The following is a 21662-nucleotide window of genomic DNA, read 5'->3' on the forward strand; positions in this document are numbered from 1 at the left end:
GCGCTGTTACACGCTGCCTCGGGCTGTCTATACATAAACAATTGCCAAAACATATTAAATAAACGCGTAGATTAGTAGGCCCCTTCAACGAAAGCACGCTCTTCTCAAGTAAAATCGCCTGTTGCGAGCAATTCAGCAGATTTCAGCGATTATTAGAGGAGTGAGGCATGATTTTTGTCACAGGGGGCGCGGGTTTCATCGGTGCCAATTTTGTTCTGGACTGGCTGGCCCAGTCAGATGAGTCCGTACTCAATTACGACAAACTGACTTATGCCGGTAATTTGAACAACCTGGCCAGCCTCAATAACGACGCACGCCACGTATTTGTCAAAGGCGACATCATCGACAGTGCGCATCTGTGCGGCTTGTTTTTTGAATATCAGCCCAGGGCTATTGTCCACTTCGCAGCAGAAAGCCATGTAGATCGTTCCATCCATGGTCCGGCAGCTTTTGTGACGACCAATGTCAACGGCACTTTCAATCTGCTGGAAGCGGCACGCACTTACTGGCAAAGCCTGGAAGGTGAAGACAAGGCCAACTTCCGCTTCCTGCATATCTCTACTGATGAAGTATATGGCACACTGGCCGCAGATGATGCGGCATTCAGCGAAACCACGGCTTACGCACCAAACAGCCCTTATTCAGCCACCAAGGCAGCCTCCGACCATCTGGTACGGGCATATCACCATACCTATGGCTTGCCGGTACTGACTACCAATTGCTCGAATAATTACGGTCCTTACCATTTTCCGGAAAAACTGATACCGCTGATGATCGCCAATGCGCGCGCAGGCAAGGATTTGCCGGTGTATGGTGATGGTTTGCAAGTGCGTGACTGGTTGTATGTCAAAGACCATTGCGCCGCAATCCGCCGCGTGCTCGAAGCTGGCAAACCTGGTGAAACCTATAACGTCGGTGGCTGGAATGAACAAACCAATTTGAGCGTGGTACACACCCTGTGTGAATTGCTCGACGAGCTGCAACCCAAAGCACAGGGCAGCTACAAAGACCAGATCAAACATGTGACCGACAGGCCAGGCCATGACCGCCGTTATGCGATTGATGCCCGCAAGATAGAAAAAGAACTGGGCTGGAAGCCGCAAGAGACTTTCACTACCGGCCTCAGAAAAACCGTGGAATGGTATCTGGCCAATGATGAATGGACCAAGCAGGTACAGTCTGGTGAATACTTGAAGTGGGTAGCGCTGCAATATGAAGAAGATGAAGACGGGGACGTAGTATGAGTGGTAACAATATGGCCAGTACTTCAGCACGCAAAGGCATTATCCTGGCCGGTGGCTCTGGCACGCGCCTGTATCCGGTGACACAGGCGATATCCAAGCAATTGCTGCCTGTGTATGACAAGCCCATGATTTACTACCCGCTGACATCACTGATGCTGGCGGGAATACGCGACATCCTGATTATTTCCACACCACAGGACACGCCGCGCTTTGCGGAATTGCTGGGCAATGGCAATCAATGGGGCATACAACTGAGTTATGCCGTCCAGCCCTCACCTGATGGTCTGGCACAAGCCTTTATCATAGGCCGTGAATTTGTAGGCAATGCCAGCACGGCGCTGATACTTGGTGACAATATCTATTACGGCCATGATTTTGAGCCGCAAATGCGCCAGGCTGATGCACAGCAAAGCGGTGCCACCGTATTTGCCTATCATGTACAAGATCCTGAACGCTATGGCGTCGTTGAATTCAATGAGAAACGTCAGGCTATCAGCATAGAAGAAAAACCGAAGACACCGAAATCGAATTACGCTGTCACTGGCCTATATTTCTATGACAACCAGGTCTGTGACATCGCCGCCAGCATCAAGCCTTCAGCCCGGGGCGAACTCGAAATTACCGACGTCAATAATGAATATTTGAAGCAGGGTACGCTGAATGTGGAGCTGATGGGCAGGGGCATGGCCTGGCTTGATACCGGCACCCATGAATCGCTGCTCGAAGCAGGACAATTCATCGCCACGATAGAAAAACGCCAGGGCCTGAAAGTAGCCTGCCCTGAAGAAATTGCCTACCGCCGCCATTACATCAGTGACGCCGACCTCGAAAAACTCGCGCAGCCACTGAAGAAAAATGAATATGGCCAGTATCTGTTGAAGTTACTGGACAAGAAAGCGTATTGATAGATGAAAGTTTTACGATGAAAGTGGTAGAAACCGGCTTGCCCGGTGTATTGATACTGGAACCCCGGGTTTTTGGCGATGACCGTGGCTTTTTCTATGAAAGCTTCAATGCGCGCACCTTTGCCGAGCTGACAGGCCTAGATGTCAATTTTGTGCAGGATAATCATTCCAAATCGGCTAAAAATGTCTTGCGCGGCCTGCATTACCAGATACAGCAAAGCCAGGGCAAACTGGTACGTGTGATTGCCGGTGAGGTCTTTGATGTCGTCGTTGATCTGCGCAAGTCTTCACCGACTTTTGGCAAGTCTGAAGCTGTCGTCCTGTCTGGCGAAAACAAGCGCCAGTTGTGGATACCGCCAGGCTTTGCCCATGGCTTTTTAGTCACCAGCGACAGCGCAGAATTTTTGTACAAGACTACCGATTACTGGGCACCAGAGCATGAACGCTGCCTGTTGTGGAATGACCCCGTACTGGACATCAACTGGCCCTTGCAGGATGCACCACTGCTGTCTGGCAAAGACCAGTTGGGCAAACTGCTGGCAGATGCCGAGGTCTTTGCATGAGGATATTATTGACAGGCACGAGTGGGCAACTGGGCCATGCTCTCTTGCCACGCTTGCCTGCAACAGCAATAGTGCATGCGCCGCAAAGAGCAGAACTGGATTTAAGCAATGCCGCGCAATTGCGACTGTGCATCAACGACTTCAAACCAGACCTGATCATCAACCCAGCTGCTTATACGGCAGTAGATTTGGCCGAAAGTGAGCCAGAAAAAGCCCATGCCATCAATGCGACTGCCCCTGCCATCATGGCAGAAGAAGCACGCAAGCTCGGCGCTGGCCTCATCCATTATTCAACGGATTATGTCTTCGCCGGTGACAAGGCAGATGCTGAGGGCAACTGGCGAGCCTATGCAGAAACAGATGCGACGAGTCCCTTGAATGTGTATGGCAAAACCAAGCTGGCAGGCGAACAAGCCATTGTCGCCAGTGGTTGCCAGCATCTGATCTTGCGTACCAGTTGGGTGTATTCAAACTTTGGCAAGAATTTTTTCCTGACCATGCTGAAGCTGGCGCGTGAACGCGATCAATTACGCGTCGTCAATGACCAGTGGGGTACGCCCAATTCGGCTGACTGGCTGGCTGCTGCTACTTGCGAGATACTGGCTCAGCTACCGCAATCCACAGATGCGGTGAACTGGTGGCAGCAATTTGGTGGCATCTATCATCTGAGTGCTACAGGCACGACCAACTGGTTTGCCTTTGCCACCGCCATCATAGAACTGGCAGACCAGCAAAACAAACTGGGCAAGGCCGCACCGCAGATCAGTGGCATACCAGCCAGTGAATATCCTGTGCCTGCGCGTCGCCCGCATAACTCTTTATTGAGTACAGAAAAATTGCAGGCTGCTTTTGGATTGTCCATACCAGACTGGCGCATCCCTCTAGATGCCTGCATGCAAAGCGTACAAGCGCCCGCTTCTGCGTCACTCCATACAACAACTCAAGCTCAAGGTCAGACCACGTGAAACTGCAAATGATACCTATGCGCGTGCTCGGTGATGAGCGCGGCAGCCTGGTCGCCGTTGAGGCAAATCAGGACATCCCTTTCCCTATCGCCAGGGTTTACTATATTTTTGGTACGCTGGAAGGTGTGGAGCGCGGCTTTCATGCCCACAAGACCTTGCAGCAAGTAGCAGTGGCAGTACGCGGTTCATGCACCATGGTGTTTGATGACGGCAAAGAGAGAGTAGAACTGGAACTTGATTCCCCGGCCAAAGGCGTTTATATAGGCACACGCATCTGGCATGAAATGAAAAATTTCACCGAAGATTGTGTCCTGCTGGTGTTTGCTGACCAACACTATGACGAGGCAGATTATTTGCGCAAGTATGATGAGTTTTTGAAGTTCATAGAAACTGACTGATATCAGTCAATCTGGAAAAGACCTCTCACCACAGAGGCACAGAGACACAGAGGTAATCAAGAGAAAATCTCATGAGAAAATAATAGCCTCCCTTGTGTCCCAGTGCCGTCCTTCTTAGACGTGAAATAAGTGAATGGATAATATGAAACCTATACCTTATCTGGAACTCAAGCCTCAGCATCAGGATTTGCGTGCCGAGTTGAATCAGGCTTTTAATGAAGTATTGGATAGTGGCTGGTTTATCCAGGGCAAGCAGCTGGAAGCCTTTGAAGCTGAATATGCTGCGTACTGCGGCAGCCAGTATTGCGTTGGTGTCGGCAATGGCATGGATGCACTGCACCTGATCTTGCGTGCTTATGGCATAGGTGAAGGTGATGAAGTCATCGTGCCTTCGAATACTTACATCGCCAGTTGGCTGGCGGTATCGTATGCAGGGGCAACGCCAGTGCCGGTAGAGCCGGACCTGGCGACCTACAATATCGATCCGGCAAAAATCGCGGCGGCTATTACTCCCAAGACCAAGGCCATCATGGTCGTGCATCTGTATGGGCAGTTAGCGGACATGGATCCGATTATTGCCATCGCCCGTGAACATGGTTTGAAGGTCATAGAAGATGCGGCGCAATCGCATGGCGCAACATATAAAGGGCGAGTCTCTGGTGGCCTGGGTGATGCTGCGGCCCATAGTTTTTATCCGGGCAAGAACCTCGGTGCCCTGGGTGATGCGGGTGGTGTCACCACCAATGATGCAGAGCTGGCCAAGCAGTTAAAAGTCTTGCGCAACTATGGTTCGCAAATCAAATACCATAATGAAGTCAAAGGTTACAACTCACGCCTTGATGAATTACAGGCCGCACTATTAAGAGTAAAACTGCACAGGCTGGATGGCTGGAATGTACAGCGCCGCGCACTGGCGCAGCAATATCATGAAGGTTTGAAAGACTTGCCTGGCCTGGTGATACCGTTTGTACCTCAGTGGTCTGAGCCGGTCTGGCATATCTATGCCGTACGTCATGCCAAACGTGACGCCTTGCAAAAACATTTGCAGGATGCCGGTATAGGCAGTCTGGTGCACTACCCTATCCCGCCTCATCTGCAACCTGCTTATGCTGAATTGCAACTGGGTGTGGGCAGCTTCCCGCTGTCTGAACAAATCCACGCAGAAGAACTGAGCCTGCCGCTTGATCCTTATCTTGCGCCTGAAGACGTCAGCCGTGTCATCGCCGCCGTGCGCGAATTCGCCCTGCAAGCTGAGTCGGCCACCTGACAATGACACTGGTACGTACCAGCCTGTTGAATGCAATTGCTGTCATGGTCAGGATGCTGACCATGCTGGGCCTGAACAAACTGCTGGCAGTGTATGTAGGGCCAGGTGGCTATGCCGTCATAGGCCAGTTCCAGAATGCCGTAACCATGATCTTGTCATTTGCCAGTGGCGCGATTTCCACAGGTGTGACCAAGTACACGGCTGAACATGGCGACGATGCCGCTGCCCAGCAAAGAGTATGGGCCAGCGCGGCGCGTATTTCTATTTATTGCTCGCTCACTGCTTCTGCCGTCATTGCGGTATTTCACCAGCAACTGGCGGTATTGCTCTTAAAAGATGCGCAGTATGGCAGCGTGTTTTTATGGCTGGCTGCCAGCCTGGTGTTGTTTGTCCTGAATACGCTCTTGCTGGCGATTTTGAATGGCAAGAAAGCAGTCGCCGCTTATGTAGCTGCCAACATCGCGACGAGCATAGTCACCCTGCTGGCAACCTGGTTGCTGGCCAGCGTCTGGGGCCTGTATGGTGCACTGGTCGCGCTGGCAGTGAACCAGTCTTTCGTCGCCATCATCACCCTCGTGCTCTGCCTGCGTAGCAAATGGTTCAGCATGGGCATGCTGTTTGCAAAGGCAGACAAGGACATGCTGCGCAAACTGGGCGCGTATGCGCTGATGGCTGTCGTCACGGCCACGGTCGTGCCGCTGAGCCAGATGCTGATACGCAATCACCTGGTGCAGGACTTTGGCTGGCAAGAGGCGGGCTACTGGCAGGCGGTGACACGCATCAGTGATATCTACCTGATGCTGATCACTACCACGCTGACCGTGTATTACCTGCCGCGCCTGGCAGAAATCAAGGTCGCGGCAGAATTAAAAAAAGAAATCGCCCGGGTGTATCGCTTCGTTTTGCCATTGACAGCGCTGGGTGCGGTCATGGTCTATGTCTTGCGCGATCTCATGCTGTGGCTGGTATTTACTGAAGAATTTCGCCCCATGTTGCAGCTACTGGCCTGGCAATTGGTAGGCGACTTTATCAAGATAGGTAGCTGGGTGCTGGGTTTTGTGATGCTGGGCCGGGCGCTGACCAAGCCTTATGTGATTACCGAGATTGTCTTCAGCCTGTCACTGGTGGCCCTGACTTATCTGCTGACCCCGGCATTTGGCTTGCAGGGTGCAGTCATTGCTTTTTGCATTAACTATGTATTGTATTGGGCATGTATCGCCTGGATTTTAAAAAAATATGCCTACCGCTGAACGCTCTCTCAAGCTCGCCAGTTTTATACAGGCATGCGTCGCCCGCGTACTCGCGGCGGGCGAACTCGAAAGCTGCATGCGGCGTGCCCGCGCACTGGGCGAGCTGCTATGGAAAAACAATCTGGGCCAGTATGCCTTGGTTGAGCTGGAACAGACTTTGCTGCAACGCTACCAGCATTTGTTCACCGCGCCAGCACAAACAGACATCAAGGCAACTTACTTGCATGTATTGAGCCAGGCTTACACCGCCAGCGGTCATACCCGCGTCGTTGAACACCTGATCGCCAGCCAGGCCTTGCAGGATTCTGCGGTACTGGTGACAGAAAAAGCACCACCTGCTACCTGGGAGAAGCTGAGCACGCCCGGCCATCCCTGCATCTGCCTGCCCAGGTACAGCGACAGGCAAGAAAAGATACAGGCCTTGCTGAATCATTTTGCACAATACAAAATCCTTGTGCTGCATATCCACCCCTATGACATTGATGCTGTCATCGCGGCAGGATTGTCCAGGCAATTGTGCGGCACCCGCATTTATATGTACAACCATGCAGACCATGTATTTTCTTATGGTCACGGCATGGCGGACGTAGTGCTGGAACTCAGTTATTTTGGTTGGGAACTCAGCAAACTGCGTGGCACGCATGAGAAATGCGTGTTTGCCGGTATCCCGCTCAAGTTGCCGGATGCCACTGCCGATAGGCAGGAAAATGCCACCGGCCATATCGCCAGCGCAGGATCAGCCTATAAATATAAACCCGGCGGTGACTATTCCTTCCCTGATTTTGCAGTGCAATTACAAGCCAGGACGGGACGCAAACTGATGCTGATAGGCCCCAACCTGAAAACCAACTGGTGGTGGTGGAAGCCTGCGCGGCAGATGGGCAAGCAGGCGATTTTCCACAAGCGCATGGCTTATCAGGATTATCTGGCCTGCATGCGCGACGCCAGTGTGTATGTTGACAGCTTCCCGCTGACCGGCGGCACGGCCTTCCCGGAAATGGCAGTCAAGGGCCTGCCCTGCTTTGGCATACTGACAGGTGCGCATGGTTATTCACCAGCGGACCAGCTTAAATCTGCGAGTCAGCAAGCCCTGCTGGATGACATGGGTTATTATCTGCAACAACAGCAACGCCCGGCAATGGACCAGACTGGGATACTGCAAGGAATCAGGCAAGTGCATGGCATAGAACAGGTGGCACAGCGTATCAGCAGGGCAGAAACTGCGAATGCACAAGAAAAACAACCACCATGGTCAAATCCGGCACCTATAAACTGTGATTTCTATGAGAAAATCTGGTACACAAGGAAATTGTTTACGCCGCCCATCCATAATTTCCCTGACTGGAAACTGGGCGTATTATTTTTAAAGTATTGGATACAAAGTCGGCAGCTTGCTCGCCAGGCTTAATGCTGCAGCTAATTTATGATACATGTCGCAATCGTCAGCCACGGCCATGAAAACCTGCTTATCGCAAGCGGCGTGGGTGGCCTGCGCGATGCCGCCGAAGGCATGCATGTATGGATCAAGGATAACCAGCCTTCGCCGGAGTTGAAAGCCTATTGCCTGCAACATGGCGTGTCTTATATAGACGATAAACCTGGCCTGGGCTTTGGTGAAAACAATAATTACCTGTTTGACCTGATCAGCAGCAGTATAGGTTTTGCCGAAGGTGACAGCTTTATCGTCATGAACCCGGACATCACCATCAATGCTGACACCATCTTTACCCTGGTAGAGAACATGCGGCGCGATGCTTTTCCGGTGGCGACGATCAACCTCTACCGTGATGATCAGCACCTGTATGTAGATGCGAATGTACGCCGCTTCCCGAATGTGATTTCTTTATTGCGCATGGTGGCGGTGCGTTCCCTGTCCGAGCCCTACGACAAGAAAACCATGACAGAAACCTGCCATGTCGATTGGGCTTCTGGTGCCTTCCTGGCTTTTGATGCACTGCACTATCAGGCCCTGCAGGGGTTTGATACCCGCTACTTCATGTATTTTGAAGATGTGGATATCTGTTACCGCTCCAAGCAATTGCTGGGCAAGGGTATACGTTTTTATCCGCAACTCGATGCTACCCACACTGCCGCCCACAAGAACCGCAACCTGGTATCACGCCATGCGAGCTGGTTTTTCCGCAGCTTCCTCAAATTTTTGTCGCGCCGCTATTTTGTCTATGACAGGCGGTCGAATTTGCCTGCTGCCAAATAAGGTATGAAGCAGCAAATCTTGTTGACCGGTGCCAGCGGCTTTGTCGGCCAGGCTCTTGCCCGCGCCTGCCTGGCTCAGGATGTTGCCCTGATTTGCCCCAGCCGCCTTCCTCTGGACTGGCAGGATGCAGACATGCGCAATCCCATTGTCAGCGATATGAGTGCGGACACTGACTGGTCTGCCCATTTGCAAGGTGTGGATGTCGTCATCCATAGCGCAGCACGGGTACATGTGATGCAAGAGACAGCCAGTGATCCCCTGGCACAGTTCCGCGCCGTGAATGTCCATGCCAGCCTGCAACTGGCACGCCAGGCAGCAGCTGCGGGCGTCAGGCAATTTATTTACCTGAGTTCAGTCAAGGTGAATGGCGAAGCGACCTTGCCAGGTCATCCATATACCGCTGATGACCAGCCCTTGCCTCAAGATGCCTATGGCATATCCAAAATGGAGGCAGAGCAGGCCTTGCTGCAACTGGCACAGACAACGGGCATGGCTGTCACCATCATACGCCCGCCGCTGGTGTATGGGCCGGGTGTCAAAGCCAATTTTCTGAGCATGCTGCGCATGGTGCGCCGTGGCCTGCCTTTGCCCTTGGGCAGCATACGCAACCAGCGCAGCTTTGTATACCTTGGTAATCTCGTTGATCTTGTCCTGCATTGCCGTTTGAATGAAGCGGCGCGCAACCAGGTTTTCCTGGCATCCGATGGCCGGGATTTATCAACAACAGAATTATTGCGCCTGTGCGCGCAGGCCTTGCAAGTCAAGTCGCGGTTATTACCATTCCCTGCTGCTTTGCTGACACTCGCAGCCAGCATGCTGGGCAAGAGAAATGTCGCTGACCGTTTGTGCCAGTCACTGCAAGTCGATATCAGCAAGACCAGAAAGCTGCTGGCCTGGTCGCCGCCCTATACTATAGAACAAGGCTTGCAGGCCACAGCCGCAGCCATACTCGTTGAATGAAGAATATGTTGAAGCGCCTTTTCGATCTCGTCCTTGCACTGACAGCCAGCCTGTTTTTGATGATACCTTTGATCATCGTTGCCATCTGCGTCAAGCTGACTTCACGCGGCCCCATCGTTTACTGGTCAGACCGGGTCGGGCGCAATAATGTCATTTTCAAGATGCCCAAGTTCCGCAGCATGCTGATTGATACACCCGCAGTGGCTACTCACTTGCTGAGTAATCCTGACCAATACCTGACACCCATCGGTTCTTTCCTGCGCAAATCCAGCCTCGATGAATTGCCGCAATTGTGGAGCATACTGCGAGGTGACATGAGTTTTGTCGGCCCCCGCCCTGCCCTGTTCAACCAGCATGACCTGATTGCCCTGCGTACGGAAAAGCAAGTACATACTATCCCGCCTGGCCTGACGGGTTGGGCGCAGATCAATGGCAGGGATGAATTACCTATCCCCGTCAAAGTAGATCTGGATGCCTATTACCTGCAGCATCAATCCTTCATGCTGGACATCCGCATCTTGTTCCTGACCTTCTACAAGGTGGTGCGTCGTGATGGTGTTACACATTAATAAGGCTGCGCTATCATGATGCAATCCGTACTCAATCTGCCCCGTCTGCAAAAACAGTTGATAGCTGCTCTGGCCGACGCCATCTGCCTGCCGCTGATGTTTATCCTGGCAATCTGGCTGCGTTATGAAACCTTTAATGCCAGCCTGTTCAATCATTACTTCTGGCTCATCGTTTCTTCTTCCCTGATCGCCATACCGGTATTCATACGCATAGGTTTGTACCGTGCCGTGATCCGTTTCATCGACCAGAAAATCATCAGCGTCGTGGTCTTTGGCGTCACCCTGTCGGTGCTGTTCATGGCCTTTGTGGCGGTGATGCTGCATATCACGCCTTTGTCGCGTGCCGTGTTTGGTTTTTTCTGGGCGGGGTCGATCCTGTATGTGGGTGCCAGCCGTTTTCTGGCCAGGGCCTGGCTGTTGCAGGCCGACATGGCCGAGAATGCCACCCGCATTGCCATCTATGGTGCGGGCAAGGCTGGTGCGCAACTGGCCACTGCCCTGCGTGCCGGTGGTGAATATGTCTGCACTGCCTTCATCGACGACAATAAATCGATACAGGGTTCTACCATAGGTGGCGTCAAGGTATTTGCACCTGAATTGTTGAAGGACCTGGCTGAGCGCCACGACATACGCGAAATCCTGCTGGCCATGCCCAGCATCAGCAAGACCAGACAAAAGCAGATACTTGACCAGCTAGAACCGCTGAAACTGAAGATCAAGGTCACGCCATCAATACAAAGCCTGGTGAATGGCGAATTGCGCTTGCAGGATATACGCGAAGTAGAGATAGAAGATTTGTTGGGCCGTGATCAGGTGGAGCCGGATGCCCGCCTGCTGAGTATCTGCATCACAGGCAAGCGTGTCATGGTGACGGGGGCTGGTGGCTCGATAGGCTCTGAACTATGCCGCCAGATCTTGCGCCAGCGCCCGGCCAAACTGGTCTTGCTGGAAATGTCGGAATATGCCCTGTATGCGATAGAACAGGAATTGACTGGCCTGCGCCAGCAACTGAAGCTGGATGTGGAGATTTTGCCCTTTCTCGGTTCCATACTCGACAGCGCCAAGCTTGACCGCATCTTCACTACCTGTGAGGTTGAGACCCTGTACCATGCTGCGGCATACAAGCATGTGCCACTGGTCGAGCATAACCCGGCAGAAGGCATACGCAATAATGTATTTGGCACGCTGTCCGTCGCGCAGGCGGCGATGGCGGCAAAGGTCAAGAATTTTGTGCTGATTTCTACCGACAAGGCAGTGCGCCCTACCAATGTCATGGGTGCCACCAAGCGCCTGGCAGAGCTGATCTTGCAAGCCTGCTCACGCCGCCAGCAACATACCCGTTTTTGCATGGTGCGCTTTGGCAATGTGCTGGGCTCATCCGGCTCTGTCGTTCCCTTATTCCGCAAACAGATCATGGCGGGTGGCCCCATCACTTTGACCCATCCAGAAATCACTCGCTATTTCATGACTATCCCTGAGGCTGCGCAACTGGTCTTGCAGGCAGGTGCCATGGGCGAAGGTGGCGATGTGTTCGTACTCGACATGGGTGAACCGGTGCGCATCATCGACCTGGCACGCCGCATGGTGCATCTGAGCGGCCTCGAAGTGAAGAGTGAAAGCACGCCCGACGGCACCATAGAAATCCAGCACGTAGGCCTGCGCCCCGGTGAAAAACTGTATGAAGAATTGCTGATAGGCGACAATGTTGAAGGCACCTCGCACCCGCTGATCATGCGCGCCCAGGAGAGCGAGTTGCCATGGGATCAACTGAATGCCCTGTTGCAAAACCTGCATGCTGCCTGCACCGCCTTTGATTATGAGCAAATCCGCGCCCTGTTGCTGCAAATAGTGGCAGAATATGACCCACAATGCGGTATTGAAGACCTGATCTGGCAAGCCCAGCAAGTTGGTGCTGAAGAGCAGACAGCCACAGTGCTGCTCCACTGAATCTTTTTACTATAGAAAAATAATCATGTCCCTACTCTCCCCCAGCATATTCAAAGCCTACGATATTCGCGGCATTATCGATAAAACCCTGGATGCAGAAGTTGCCCACCTGATAGGCCAGGCCTTTGGCAGTGCCGCCATTGCCAAGGGTGAGAAAACCGTGGTCATAGGCCGCGATGGCCGCTTGTCCGGCCCTGACCTTATCACGGCGCTGGCCAAGGGTTTGCAATCGACTGGCGTTGATGTCATCGACCTCGGTGTAGTTGTCACCCCCATGGTGTATTTTGGCACCAATGTACTGGGCGCGACATCCGGCATCATGGTCACTGGCAGCCACAACCCGCCTGACTATAACGGCTTCAAAATGGTGCTGGCTGGCGAAGCAATTTATGGCGATGCCATACAAGCCTTGTACCAAACCATATTGAACAAGGATTTCAAACAAGGCAGTGGCAGCTACCGCACGCATGACATCAAGGCGACTTATCTTGAGCGCATCATCGGCGACGTCAAAGTCGCCCGCCCACTGAAAATTGCCGTCGATTGCGGCAATGGCGTGGCTGGCGCGTTTGCCGGTGAGTTGTATCGTGGCATGGGTTGTGAAGTCATAGAACTGTTTTGCGAAGTCGATGGCACCTTCCCCAACCACCATCCAGATCCAGCCCACCCGGAAAACCTGCAAGACCTGATACGCTGCCTGCAAACCACTGATGCAGAAATAGGCCTGGCATTTGATGGCGATGGTGACCGTCTCGGTGTAGTCACCAAGGATGGCCAGATCATCTACCCAGACCGCCAGCTCATGCTGTTTGCCGAAGACGTATTGACACGCAACCCCGGTGCGCAGATTTTGTATGACGTCAAATGCACCCGCCATATCGCCCCTTGGGTGAAGGCACGTGGCGGTGTCCCGCTGATGTGGAAAACCGGCCATTCCCTGGTCAAGGCCAAGCTGCGTGAAACCGGCTCGCCTCTCGGTGGTGAAATGAGTGGCCACATTTTCTTCAAAGACCGCTGGTATGGTTTTGATGATGGCCTGTACGCTGGCGCACGCTTGCTGGAACTGGTCAGTCGCGTAGCTGACATGACAGCCACGCTGAACAACTTGCCACAATCAACTTCAACACCAGAATTGCAATTGCAACTGGCTGAAGGCGAGAACTTCAAGATCATTGCCGCCATGCAGGCGAATGCCAGCTTCCCTGGTTCCGATGAAATCATCACCATCGATGGCCTGCGTGTGGAATACCCGGACGGCTTCGGCCTGGCCCGCTCATCGAATACCACCCCCGTCATCGTCATGCGCTTCGAAGCCGAAAACCCCGAAGCACTGGCACGCATACAGGGCGCAATGAAACAGGCTGTGCTGGCTGTCAAGCCAGACGCGAAATTGCCGTATTAATTTTTAAGACCGAAAAGATCACCACAGAGACACCGAGACACAGAGAAAAACAAGAGAAAATCTTTTGGTATGAGAGTACTTAGCAAAACTCTTCACGCCTTTGGTTTTTCTCTGTGCTCCTCTGTGTCTCGGTGTCTCTGTGGTGAGCAGTTAGGTCGTCACCCGTATCAACTATCCAAGTGAAAATTCTTCTTGTTCGCGTTTCGTCGTTGGGCGATGTTTTGCATAATATGCCCATCGTGGATGACTTACGTCGCCAGTTTCCGCAGGCGCGCATAGACTGGGTGGTGGAAGAAGCCTATGTGCAACTGGTGCGTCTGAACCCAGGTGTAGACCAGGTATTCCCCTTCGCCCTGCGCCGCTGGCGCAAGAGCCTGGGGCAGGCAGCAACACGGCAAGAGATCAAGAATTTCTTTCGCCAGTTACGGCAAGAACAATATGACCTGGTACTCGATACCCAGGGCTTGCTCAAAACCGGCATCATCATGGGCCTGGCAAAAACCGTCAAAGGCGGCAAGAAAATCGGCCTCGCCAATGGCACTGAGGGTTCGGGCTATGAAGGCATTTCCAGAATCTTCCACGACATCAGCGTACCGGTAGATAAGCGCACCCACGCCGTCCTGCGCGGCCGCCTGGTTGCCGCTGCGGCTGGCGGCTATACCGTCAACACGCCCGCCAGCTTTGGCTTGCAGGCACCCGATATACCTGCTGACCAGCGTGCATGGCTGCCAGCCACGCCGTATGCAGTGTTCTTTCATGGCACTGCCGGCGCAGCCAAGAAATGGCCGCGAGAGAATTGGCAGGCGATTGCCGCAGAATTAAAAAACCACGAATTACCGATACTGCTCCCTTGGGGCAGCGCAGTTGAAAAAGCTGAGGCCGAAGCGATGGCTGCTGTCATGCCTAACGCCAGCGTCTTGCCTGCACTCTCCATGCAGGCAGCAACCCTGCTGGCGCAAAAGGCGCATTTGGCAATTGGTGTCGATACCGGCCTGACGCATATCGCCGCAGCTTACGAAACCCCGACCATAGAAATTTATTGCGCTTCACCGCGCTGGAAGACTGAGGGTAACTGGTCGGACAAGATTATTAATCTTGGAGATAGCGGGCAGCCTGCGACTGTTGACGAGGTCAGGGCAGCGATCAGTACATTGCTAGAATCAACAAACAAGCAGTAATGTCCAAGATGGCCCAATGATCCGCCAATCTGAGCAACGTCATTCCAGCGTGCTTTTGGCTGGAATCCAGTGACGTTCATAGCATACTATGCAACAAATTAATTTCAGGGTTGTATGTCACGAACTCGCTTTTCAAATACCTTCGTAAGTCATTTAAGGCCATAGGCCAAGGTAACCCGACAGCTACTCCCTTCTCTTACATTATCCAAGACCTCAGGAAAATGCCAGATGCGGTAAAATAAAACCCCGCCTGTCAATAGTCAATATACTGCGAACCATGGCATCCCCTTCCAGCCACAGCGCCTCACCCAGTTTCTGGCACGACGAAAAACTACCTTTTGTCGAGATGCGCTCTATCAAGGGAGCGCGCAGCATAGGCTATGCGAAGCATTCGCATGAGAGCTTTTCCATAGGCGCAATCACTGGCGGAAAGAGTACCTACCTGAATGGCAAAATGAAAGAGCAGGTAAGTGCCGGGACGGTTGTTATTATCAATCCTGAAGAGATGCACGCCTGCAATCCCGTTATTGACGAGCCCTGGTCTTATCACATGTTGTATGTCGATCATGCATGGTTGGCGGCGCTTCAGCACGAACTTGGTTTTAGTGCCAATGCTGACTTCAGGCCGTTTTCAACAATATCGACAAATTCCCTGTTTGTGGAACTGACCTCTCTATGTGCGATATTAGAGGATGAACATGCGGATCAATTGCAAAAGCATGGCGCTGTCATCGACTTTTTCTCAATGCTGCAAAACCGGCTTGATCCCGCATCCACCAGCAACAAGGATGCCAACGTGAAGCTCATGCGCGCAGCGGAATTCATCAAGGAAAACTTCAACCGTAGCCTTAAACTTGAAGAAATCTGCGCCGCTGCCGAGTTGTCGCCAGCCTATCTGATACGCGCATTCAAGCATCAATTTGGCATGACGCCTCATGCCTATCTGATCAATCACCGTATTCAACAGGGCCGCGCCCAGCTCAGACGCGGCCACGCCATAGCCGACATTGCCATCGACATTGGATTCTCGGATCAGGCGCATTTCCAGCGCGCTTTTAAACAGCATCTGGCAGCCACACCCGGTCAGTATCGCGGTCGCGGATAGACTCATACCATCATAAGGAAATTATGATGATGCTTCCATGACGTCGATCACGGCCTGATAGAGCCGCACAGGTTCCTCTGCAATGCGGTTGAGTACGTAGAGAAAATATTCTTCGCCAAACACCGCATATTCCCGTGTAACAAAACCGCGCTTGTGCAAGTTATCAAGCAAATCAGTGCCAAGACCGATCAGGGATTCAAATTCATAGTTATCGCGCCGCACATCCTCGCTTGAGATGAATGCAGATAATTCCTCTTGAATTTGACCATCATGGGTCGCTATCGAACATAGATGGCCGCTTGTCAGCAAGGCCTTTGCGTAGCGTCGATAGCAGGCTGCCAGTTCAGGGCTATTGCGGCTGTAAGCAATATTTTCTGCCTCAAGAAATGCGCCCTTGACCAGGCGTATCCTTCCCGGATATGCCATCAGCACAGGAAGATCCTGTGCTGTGCGATGCAGCTTGGCGGGCACGGTAATGCCAATATTGCTCAGACCCGCCTCCGTATGCAAGCGGCCATAGGTCGCGTAAATATTATCAGCACGATCCGATCCCTCCATCGAAATCATGACCTCGCGCCCTACCGCTGCTGCGGCTGTAGCGATGCGTTTGATATTTTGGAACCCAAGTTCTGCGTCGATCACTGATCCCACGTGCGACAGGTCCAGGGAAATCGAACAGCGCAGGTTCAGTTTACCGATAGCTGCAATCAATTCTAGGAATATGGCTGTTTCTGCCAGCGCCTTGCCTTCGTCCCGGCAACTCTCCCCCATGTATTCAGCCGACCCGGCATGGCCTCTTGCATTGATTTGTTCTATGCGCCGCAGCACATCTGGAATTGTCTCGCCAGCGACATAGCGCCTGGCCACGCGTTGCATATAGGGACGTAAGCTTGGATCGTAACAAAACCGCGCCTTGGCTTCTTCATCCAGTGCCAATTGGCGAAGTTCATTCGCCGCCTGCGCAACCAATGGCTGCCATGCTGCTGGAAATTTTGGCAAATTTGATACTGTCATGTTCAACTCCGGTCGAAAAATGGAAAGGAGTCAATGGTGGCGGGATACTGCGCCAAAGTATTGAAGAAAACTGCCCTCTTCCTGAGTCCGAGTCAAAGCGCAGGTGCGCAACACTGACAGGTAACGCGATGATGATTGCCGCACCAGGTAATAAATGTGTAATTGCCCGCTTAACAGACGTCCGCAGCCAGTTTTAGCTTCTCACATCCATCTGGACCGCATGCGGTTGGCGCTAAACTCAAATAGGCGAACAAATGGCAGAGAATTTTTCCTGATGTCGTAAAAGGATGGGCCGGATAAATGGGGTAATCGACCATGCGTCGCTCAAATCCTGAGTATCAGTGCATGACCAATACCAGACAAGATGAATATGTATGTCAATATCTCGCTCAAGCAAGTCCAGAAACTGCTTCCAGCTCTCGCTACGCAGAAAATTCTCTTTTCTATCTATGGCGTCGCAAGATGATTGCACTAACATAGCCATGAGCGTGAATTTTTCGTCTTCGCTTAGCTCACCACTATCATAGACGACGAGAAATTCATCTATCCTGTTTGCATCAGCAACTTCATATTCCCAATCCTGCATATTTTTTTCATTGGGCAGATTGAAGCGTATTGCCAGTGCGTCTATGGCGGCTCTGGTGGGGAAGCGGTAAAGATGGTCAAGGTTTTCGAACATGGCTTACTCGAACATCTTTACTTAAGAAATTCATTTACTGGCATTCGTAATTCTCAATTTGCTCGCAACGGCAGAAACCTCAGAGAAATCGTCGATGCCCGATTTCCCTTTTCATTCGATGCTGGCTTGAATTTACAGGAACGAGCAAGTCTTAAACTTTCTTGATCCAATTTGTTTTCCATCCGCCATTGAAGTTCAGCCACATCGACTCCTCCCTCCTTATTCAACCAAACGCCAACTACAATACCGCGTCCAGGTTCATTTGATCTTGCGAAACTTACAAATTCAGATTTGCTACATGTATCTGTCAACAACTCTGCCGGAATCTCAGCAGGCCCCTCCAATTTCCAAACAAAACCACCCTTTACATATACTTTCTCCAGTCCTGGATTATCAAATATTTTACATCCCATGATATTTGTTAAAACAGTTTCATCCAATAGGCGCCAGCCACTACTTCTCACGATCTCAGCAATAATAACGCGCCCCTCAGAGTCAGTCACGGCATCAACTTCAGTCTTTCCTTCAAATTCGTGTCGCAATGCAAACCGTGGATATTCAGCTCTTTTGCAACGGTGAAATGCCAAGGGTTTGTCAGAAAAATATGCTTGCATCTCCGAAATTTTCGCGTTGTTAGAATTTATTCTTGAATCAGTTTGTATCTGCGCTGAGGATAGCCCCCAATTTAAATTCAACAGCACAAATAAAAGAATATAGCGAATAGAAATTTGATTTTTAAACATGTTTTCTTATTAAATCGCGAGTCAATGCAAGGAGAACATACGCCTCATTAAAATGAACCTGATATTAAATCTCCAGCTTGGCAAACGACTTCACCAAATCATCCAGCGACTTCAATTGCGCCAGGAAAGGTTCCAGCTTATCCAGCGGCAAGGCACTGGGGCCATCACATTTCGCTTGCGCCGGATCAGGATGTGCTTCGAGGAACAGGCCTGCCAGGCCAGTCGCCATGCCCGCACGCGCCAGTTCGACGATCTGTTCGCGACGGCCACCTGAGGCTGCTGCGCCAGCTTCGCGTTGTTGCAGGGCGTGGGTAACGTCGAAGATGACGGGCAGGTTGTTCGTCACTTTTTTCATAACGGCGAAACCTAGCATATCGACCACAAGGTTATCGTAGCCAAAGCAGGTGCCGCGGTCGCAGAGTATCAGTTGGTCATTGCCTGCTTCCCTGAATTTCTCGACGATGTTCTGTACTTGTGAAGGGCTGAGGAATTGCGGCTTCTTGATGTTGATGACGCGGCCAGTTTTGGCGAGTGCAACCACGAGGTCAGTCTGGCGTGCCAGAAAGGCGGGCAGTTGCAGGACATCGACGACTTCTGCCACTTGCGCGGCTTGCCATGGCTCGTGCACGTCGGTAATCAGGGGTACACCGAACTCTGCCTTGATGGCCTCGAATATCTTCAAGCCTTCTTCGAGGCCAGGGCCGCGATAAGAATGGATGGAAGAACGGTTGGCCTTGTCAAAGCTGGCCTTGAAAACATAGGGGATGCCCAGCTTGCTGGTGACACGCACGTATTCTTCGGCAACGCGCAAGGCCATGTCTTTGGATTCCAGCACATTCATGCCGCCGAACAGGACGAAGGGGCTTTGGTTGCTGGCTTGAATTTGTGGGGTGATGGCGACGGTAGTCAAGATGATTCCAGTTCTTAAAAATAGTTTGTTTGGTTTGCTATCAGGCGATATTTATTCACGACACCCAGCGCAAATAGTCTTGCCACTGCGGATCAAATTCGCTGCTGATATCAAACTCCAGTGGGGCAAAGTTTTGTGCCAGTTTATGCGCCTTGGCCAGAGCGGCTTCTACATCGCTGACGTGCCAGTTCATGCTGCGCACATTGCCATGCAGGGTGATCTGGCTGGTGATGCCTTCCTGCGTTTGCGCTAATAAGGTTTCAAGCTGGTCTTCAAATTCGCGGGCGGCTTCAAGATCATCTTTGTTGTCCAATACCACATCGACTTGCACGCGCCACAGCATGTCTGCCCTGCCAACCAGAGCCATGGCGGATTCATTGCGTTGTACCAGCAATTTGTCGTCTGGATCGGTATTGCTGACGAGCTCAAAACCTGTCCATTCATTTTCACCGCTTGGGAACAGGGCCGTATGTCCAAGCTCATCGCGCCAGAAATGATCGAGCACGGCCGGGAAAGCGGCCAGGCTCACCGTATCTTGTTCAGCTTCGTCTTCCATGAATTCTACCGGGCCGATCTTGATGGCGAAATCATATTCACCGATGGCATGGTCCAGCAGAATGAAGGACATGTGCCTGGCATGATCGACCATATCTTGCGGTATAGGCTTGGCAAACCATAATTGCAAACCCACCCTGCCTGCATCGGCATAATGACCAATCAGCACCTCGGATGGGCTAAGGCTGAAATTATCCATGGACATGCCAAACTCGCCCATTTCTGTGCGCGCCCGGAAGGCGGTCACATTGGGGAACATGGTCAGTTTGGGGGCAGTCTGCGTGAGCGTCATGACATCCTGAAAATGTTCGGTCGCGCCATGGGCCGTGATGATGAGGTCATAGACGCCATCTTCAGTCTTGCCTTGCAATTCAGCAGCCAGCTTGGGGAAATGGGGTTCCAGCAATGCATTGATGGCTTCCATGACATCGCGAATTTCCATTTGCTGTAATTGTGGCTGTGCATTTGTCAGTGCTTGCCAGAAAATATCTGTGCTCATCTATTCATGTCCAGGATGGTGGAGGGCTCAACATGTCCTTGCATGTTGTTTAAGAGGCATAGGATATCATTTTATGGGGGTGGTTTTGTAGAAGTGCAAAGCAGCTTATTCAGCTTTACTAAATTTTCAAGCAACATGCTTAGCGACGAACGCCACTGGGCTCCTGCCTGCGCAGGAGCGACGATTTTAGAGTTTTCCGGTATCAAACTACCCGGCCTGCAACGCCAAAGAACTTGCATTAGAGACAAATAATTACAAAATTGAGGAAATTTCGTCCCTTGTTGATAAAAAAGCACATTCTCTGCTAAGTATTAAGCTCCAGCAAGACATACACCCCTGCACACCGTTTTCAGGTATATTCCCACCTCTTCGCCCACACTCCCAAGCTTGATGTCTGCTCATCGTAAAAATCTTGATGGTTTTGCCATTTCCCTCATGCTGGTGCTGTGCCTGTGCTGGGGTTTGCAGCAGGTGGCGGTTAAACTGGCGGCGCCTGTTATCGGTGCCACCATGCAGTTGGGTCTGCGCTCAGGCCTTGCAGCGATGCTGGTGTTGCTGCTGATACTTGTTAAAAAACTTCCATTTTCTTTGCGCGACAAACATCTCATGCCCGGTATTGCGGCAGGTGTTTTGTTCGCTGTTGAATTTTTATGCATATCGCTGGGACTGAAATACACCACGGCCTCGCATATGTCGGTGTTCTTATATACCGCCCCTATTTTTACCGTGCTGGGCCTGCACTGGCTGATACCGGCTGAGCGTTTGCAATCGACACAGTGGCTGGGTATCCTGTCGGCCTTTGCGGGCGTGGCCATTGCCTTCTCAGGAGCCTTCAGCAGCAGCCAGCGTGATGTGGCTGACATGCTCATCGGTGACAGCTTTGGCGTGGCGGCAGCGGTGTTGTGGGCAGCGACGACGATTACCATACGCAAGTCCAGCCTGTCTGAGGCTGAGCCGACGACCACGCTGTTTTACCAGTTGGCAGTGGGTGCGGCAATCCTGCTGGCCTTTGTAGTTTTACGCGGCGAGAGCCTGCCCACGCAATGGGATATAACCAGCATCGTCAGCCTGTTTTTCCAGACGGTGGTGATTGCCTTTGCCAGTTACCTGACCTGGTTCTGGCTGATGCGGCGTTACCTGGCATCACGTCTTTCTGTATTTTCTTTCCTGACACCCTTGTTCGGCGTGGCCGCTGGTGTCATTCTTATGCACGATCCCATTAGCCCGCGCTTTGCGCTGGGTGCAGTGCTGGTCTGTGGTGGTATTGTATTGGTGAATTTCCGTCGGACATAAA

Annotated in this window: 21 protein-coding genes; 16 read left to right on the plus strand and 5 right to left on the minus strand. The window is 52.0% G+C overall.

Annotation, left to right across the window (positions count from 1 at the left end; translation table 11 throughout):
• Positions 1-167: 167 nt before the first annotated feature.
• The 15 genes from rfbB (at position 168) to UNDYM_RS23085 (ending at position 15968) form a co-directional block, all read left to right on the plus strand.
• On the plus strand, positions 168-1244 hold the full coding sequence (gene rfbB, locus UNDYM_RS23015) for a dTDP-glucose 4,6-dehydratase (RefSeq protein ID WP_162043201.1): 1077 nt from the start codon (positions 168-170) through the stop codon (positions 1242-1244).
• A complete protein-coding gene (gene rfbA / locus UNDYM_RS23020; RefSeq protein ID WP_232063086.1) occupies positions 1241-2149 on the plus strand; it encodes a glucose-1-phosphate thymidylyltransferase RfbA in 909 nt (302 codons plus the stop codon). The genes rfbB and rfbA overlap by 4 nt, the downstream gene beginning before the upstream one ends.
• A 17-nt stretch (positions 2150-2166) precedes the next feature.
• Positions 2167-2712 carry a dTDP-4-dehydrorhamnose 3,5-epimerase gene (gene rfbC / locus UNDYM_RS23025; protein WP_162043202.1) on the plus strand — a complete coding sequence of 182 codons (546 nt, stop codon included), beginning with the start codon at positions 2167-2169 and terminating at the stop codon, positions 2710-2712.
• Positions 2709-3677, plus strand: a complete 969-nt coding sequence (rfbD, locus tag UNDYM_RS23030; protein ID WP_162043203.1) for a dTDP-4-dehydrorhamnose reductase — start codon at positions 2709-2711, stop codon at positions 3675-3677. The genes rfbC and rfbD overlap by 4 nt, the downstream gene beginning before the upstream one ends.
• Positions 3674-4075 carry an FdtA/QdtA family cupin domain-containing protein gene (locus UNDYM_RS23035; protein WP_162043204.1) on the plus strand — a complete coding sequence of 134 codons (402 nt, stop codon included), beginning with the start codon at positions 3674-3676 and terminating at the stop codon, positions 4073-4075. Before rfbD ends, UNDYM_RS23035 begins: the two co-directional genes overlap by 4 nt.
• A gap of 142 nt (positions 4076-4217) precedes the next feature.
• Complete coding sequence (locus UNDYM_RS23040; protein WP_162043205.1) at positions 4218-5342, plus strand: DegT/DnrJ/EryC1/StrS aminotransferase family protein; 1125 nt, start codon at positions 4218-4220, stop codon at positions 5340-5342.
• 2 nt (positions 5343-5344) lie between these two features.
• Positions 5345-6592, plus strand: coding sequence for an O-antigen translocase (locus tag UNDYM_RS23045; RefSeq protein WP_162043206.1), 1248 nt, complete (start codon positions 5345-5347; stop codon positions 6590-6592).
• The gene (locus tag UNDYM_RS23050; protein WP_162043207.1) at positions 6579-8000 is read left to right on the plus strand and encodes a hypothetical protein; all 1422 of its coding nucleotides are present in this window, start codon (positions 6579-6581) and stop codon (positions 7998-8000) included. The genes UNDYM_RS23045 and UNDYM_RS23050 overlap by 14 nt, the downstream gene beginning before the upstream one ends.
• A gap of 15 nt (positions 8001-8015) precedes the next feature.
• On the plus strand, positions 8016-8807 hold the full coding sequence (locus tag UNDYM_RS23055; RefSeq protein ID WP_162043208.1) for a glycosyltransferase family 2 protein: 792 nt from the start codon (positions 8016-8018) through the stop codon (positions 8805-8807).
• Positions 8808-8810: 3 nt separating this feature from the next.
• Positions 8811-9767 carry an SDR family oxidoreductase gene (locus UNDYM_RS23060; RefSeq protein ID WP_162043209.1) on the plus strand — a complete coding sequence of 319 codons (957 nt, stop codon included), beginning with the start codon at positions 8811-8813 and terminating at the stop codon, positions 9765-9767.
• Positions 9768-9775: 8 nt separating this feature from the next.
• A complete protein-coding gene (locus tag UNDYM_RS23065; protein WP_162044757.1) occupies positions 9776-10336 on the plus strand; it encodes a sugar transferase in 561 nt (186 codons plus the stop codon).
• An 18-nt stretch (positions 10337-10354) separates the two neighbouring features.
• A complete protein-coding gene (locus tag UNDYM_RS23070) occupies positions 10355-12283 on the plus strand; it encodes a nucleoside-diphosphate sugar epimerase/dehydratase (RefSeq protein ID WP_162044758.1) in 1929 nt (642 codons plus the stop codon).
• A 25-nt stretch (positions 12284-12308) separates the two neighbouring features.
• Positions 12309-13685: a phosphomannomutase/phosphoglucomutase gene (locus tag UNDYM_RS23075; RefSeq protein ID WP_162043210.1), complete on the plus strand. Its 1377-nt coding sequence runs from the start codon at positions 12309-12311 to the stop codon at positions 13683-13685.
• A 179-nt stretch (positions 13686-13864) separates the two neighbouring features.
• A complete protein-coding gene (gene waaC, locus UNDYM_RS23080; protein WP_162043211.1) occupies positions 13865-14863 on the plus strand; it encodes a lipopolysaccharide heptosyltransferase I in 999 nt (332 codons plus the stop codon).
• A gap of 277 nt (positions 14864-15140) precedes the next feature.
• Positions 15141-15968 carry an AraC family transcriptional regulator gene (locus UNDYM_RS23085; RefSeq protein ID WP_162043212.1) on the plus strand — a complete coding sequence of 276 codons (828 nt, stop codon included), beginning with the start codon at positions 15141-15143 and terminating at the stop codon, positions 15966-15968.
• A 21-nt stretch (positions 15969-15989) separates the two neighbouring features.
• On the opposite strand, the gene UNDYM_RS23090 is transcribed toward UNDYM_RS23085, so the two are convergent.
• From UNDYM_RS23090 to UNDYM_RS23110, 5 genes are all read right to left on the minus strand, one after another.
• On the minus strand, positions 15990-16982 hold the full coding sequence (locus tag UNDYM_RS23090) for a proline dehydrogenase family protein (RefSeq protein WP_162043213.1): 993 nt from the start codon (positions 16980-16982) through the stop codon (positions 15990-15992).
• A 238-nt stretch (positions 16983-17220) separates the two neighbouring features.
• On the minus strand, positions 17221-17661 hold the full coding sequence (locus UNDYM_RS23095) for a hypothetical protein (protein ID WP_162043214.1): 441 nt from the start codon (positions 17659-17661) through the stop codon (positions 17221-17223).
• Positions 17662-17714: 53 nt separating this feature from the next.
• Positions 17715-18404 (minus strand): energy transducer TonB, encoded by a 690-nt coding sequence (locus UNDYM_RS23100; RefSeq protein WP_162043215.1) that lies wholly within the window; start codon positions 18402-18404, stop codon positions 17715-17717.
• Positions 18405-18468: 64 nt separating this feature from the next.
• Positions 18469-19314, minus strand: coding sequence for a 3-deoxy-8-phosphooctulonate synthase (gene kdsA, locus UNDYM_RS23105; RefSeq protein WP_110256067.1), 846 nt, complete (start codon positions 19312-19314; stop codon positions 18469-18471).
• 55 nt (positions 19315-19369) lie between these two features.
• Positions 19370-20368 carry a hypothetical protein gene (locus UNDYM_RS23110; RefSeq protein ID WP_162043216.1) on the minus strand — a complete coding sequence of 333 codons (999 nt, stop codon included), beginning with the start codon at positions 20366-20368 and terminating at the stop codon, positions 19370-19372.
• A 390-nt stretch (positions 20369-20758) separates the two neighbouring features.
• Between UNDYM_RS23110 and UNDYM_RS23115 the strand changes: the two genes are divergently transcribed.
• Positions 20759-21661, plus strand: coding sequence for a DMT family transporter (locus UNDYM_RS23115; protein WP_162043217.1), 903 nt, complete (start codon positions 20759-20761; stop codon positions 21659-21661).
• Position 21662 lies beyond the last annotated feature (1 nt).

Origin of the sequence: Undibacterium sp. YM2 (genome assembly GCF_009937975.1) — a bacterium.
Taxonomy (GTDB): domain Bacteria; phylum Pseudomonadota; class Gammaproteobacteria; order Burkholderiales; family Burkholderiaceae_D; genus Undibacterium.

Excerpts from the sequence above, each read along its gene's own strand:
- UNDYM_RS23110 (WP_162043216.1), bottom strand. The coding sequence starts at position 20,368 with ATGAGCACAGATATTTTCTGGCAAGCACTGACAAATGCACAGCCACAA.
- UNDYM_RS23100 (WP_162043215.1), bottom strand. The coding sequence starts at position 18,404 with ATGTTTAAAAATCAAATTTCTATTCGCTATATTCTTTTATTTGTGCTG.
- rfbD (WP_162043203.1), top strand. The coding sequence starts at position 2,709 with ATGAGGATATTATTGACAGGCACGAGTGGGCAACTGGGCCATGCTCTC.
- UNDYM_RS23050 (WP_162043207.1), top strand. The coding sequence starts at position 6,579 with ATGCCTACCGCTGAACGCTCTCTCAAGCTCGCCAGTTTTATACAGGCA.
- UNDYM_RS23115 (WP_162043217.1), top strand. The coding sequence starts at position 20,759 with ATGTCTGCTCATCGTAAAAATCTTGATGGTTTTGCCATTTCCCTCATG.
- UNDYM_RS23095 (WP_162043214.1), bottom strand. The coding sequence starts at position 17,661 with ATGTTCGAAAACCTTGACCATCTTTACCGCTTCCCCACCAGAGCCGCC.
- UNDYM_RS23060 (WP_162043209.1), top strand. The coding sequence starts at position 8,811 with ATGAAGCAGCAAATCTTGTTGACCGGTGCCAGCGGCTTTGTCGGCCAG.
- UNDYM_RS23055 (WP_162043208.1), top strand. The coding sequence starts at position 8,016 with ATGATACATGTCGCAATCGTCAGCCACGGCCATGAAAACCTGCTTATC.
- UNDYM_RS23040 (WP_162043205.1), top strand. The coding sequence starts at position 4,218 with ATGAAACCTATACCTTATCTGGAACTCAAGCCTCAGCATCAGGATTTG.
- UNDYM_RS23070 (WP_162044758.1), top strand. The coding sequence starts at position 10,355 with ATGCAATCCGTACTCAATCTGCCCCGTCTGCAAAAACAGTTGATAGCT.
- rfbC (WP_162043202.1), top strand. The coding sequence starts at position 2,167 with ATGAAAGTGGTAGAAACCGGCTTGCCCGGTGTATTGATACTGGAACCC.
- rfbA (WP_232063086.1), top strand. The coding sequence starts at position 1,241 with ATGAGTGGTAACAATATGGCCAGTACTTCAGCACGCAAAGGCATTATC.
- UNDYM_RS23045 (WP_162043206.1), top strand. The coding sequence starts at position 5,345 with ATGACACTGGTACGTACCAGCCTGTTGAATGCAATTGCTGTCATGGTC.
- UNDYM_RS23075 (WP_162043210.1), top strand. The coding sequence starts at position 12,309 with ATGTCCCTACTCTCCCCCAGCATATTCAAAGCCTACGATATTCGCGGC.
- UNDYM_RS23090 (WP_162043213.1), bottom strand. The coding sequence starts at position 16,982 with ATGACAGTATCAAATTTGCCAAAATTTCCAGCAGCATGGCAGCCATTG.
- UNDYM_RS23085 (WP_162043212.1), top strand. The coding sequence starts at position 15,141 with ATGGCATCCCCTTCCAGCCACAGCGCCTCACCCAGTTTCTGGCACGAC.
- rfbB (WP_162043201.1), top strand. The coding sequence starts at position 168 with ATGATTTTTGTCACAGGGGGCGCGGGTTTCATCGGTGCCAATTTTGTT.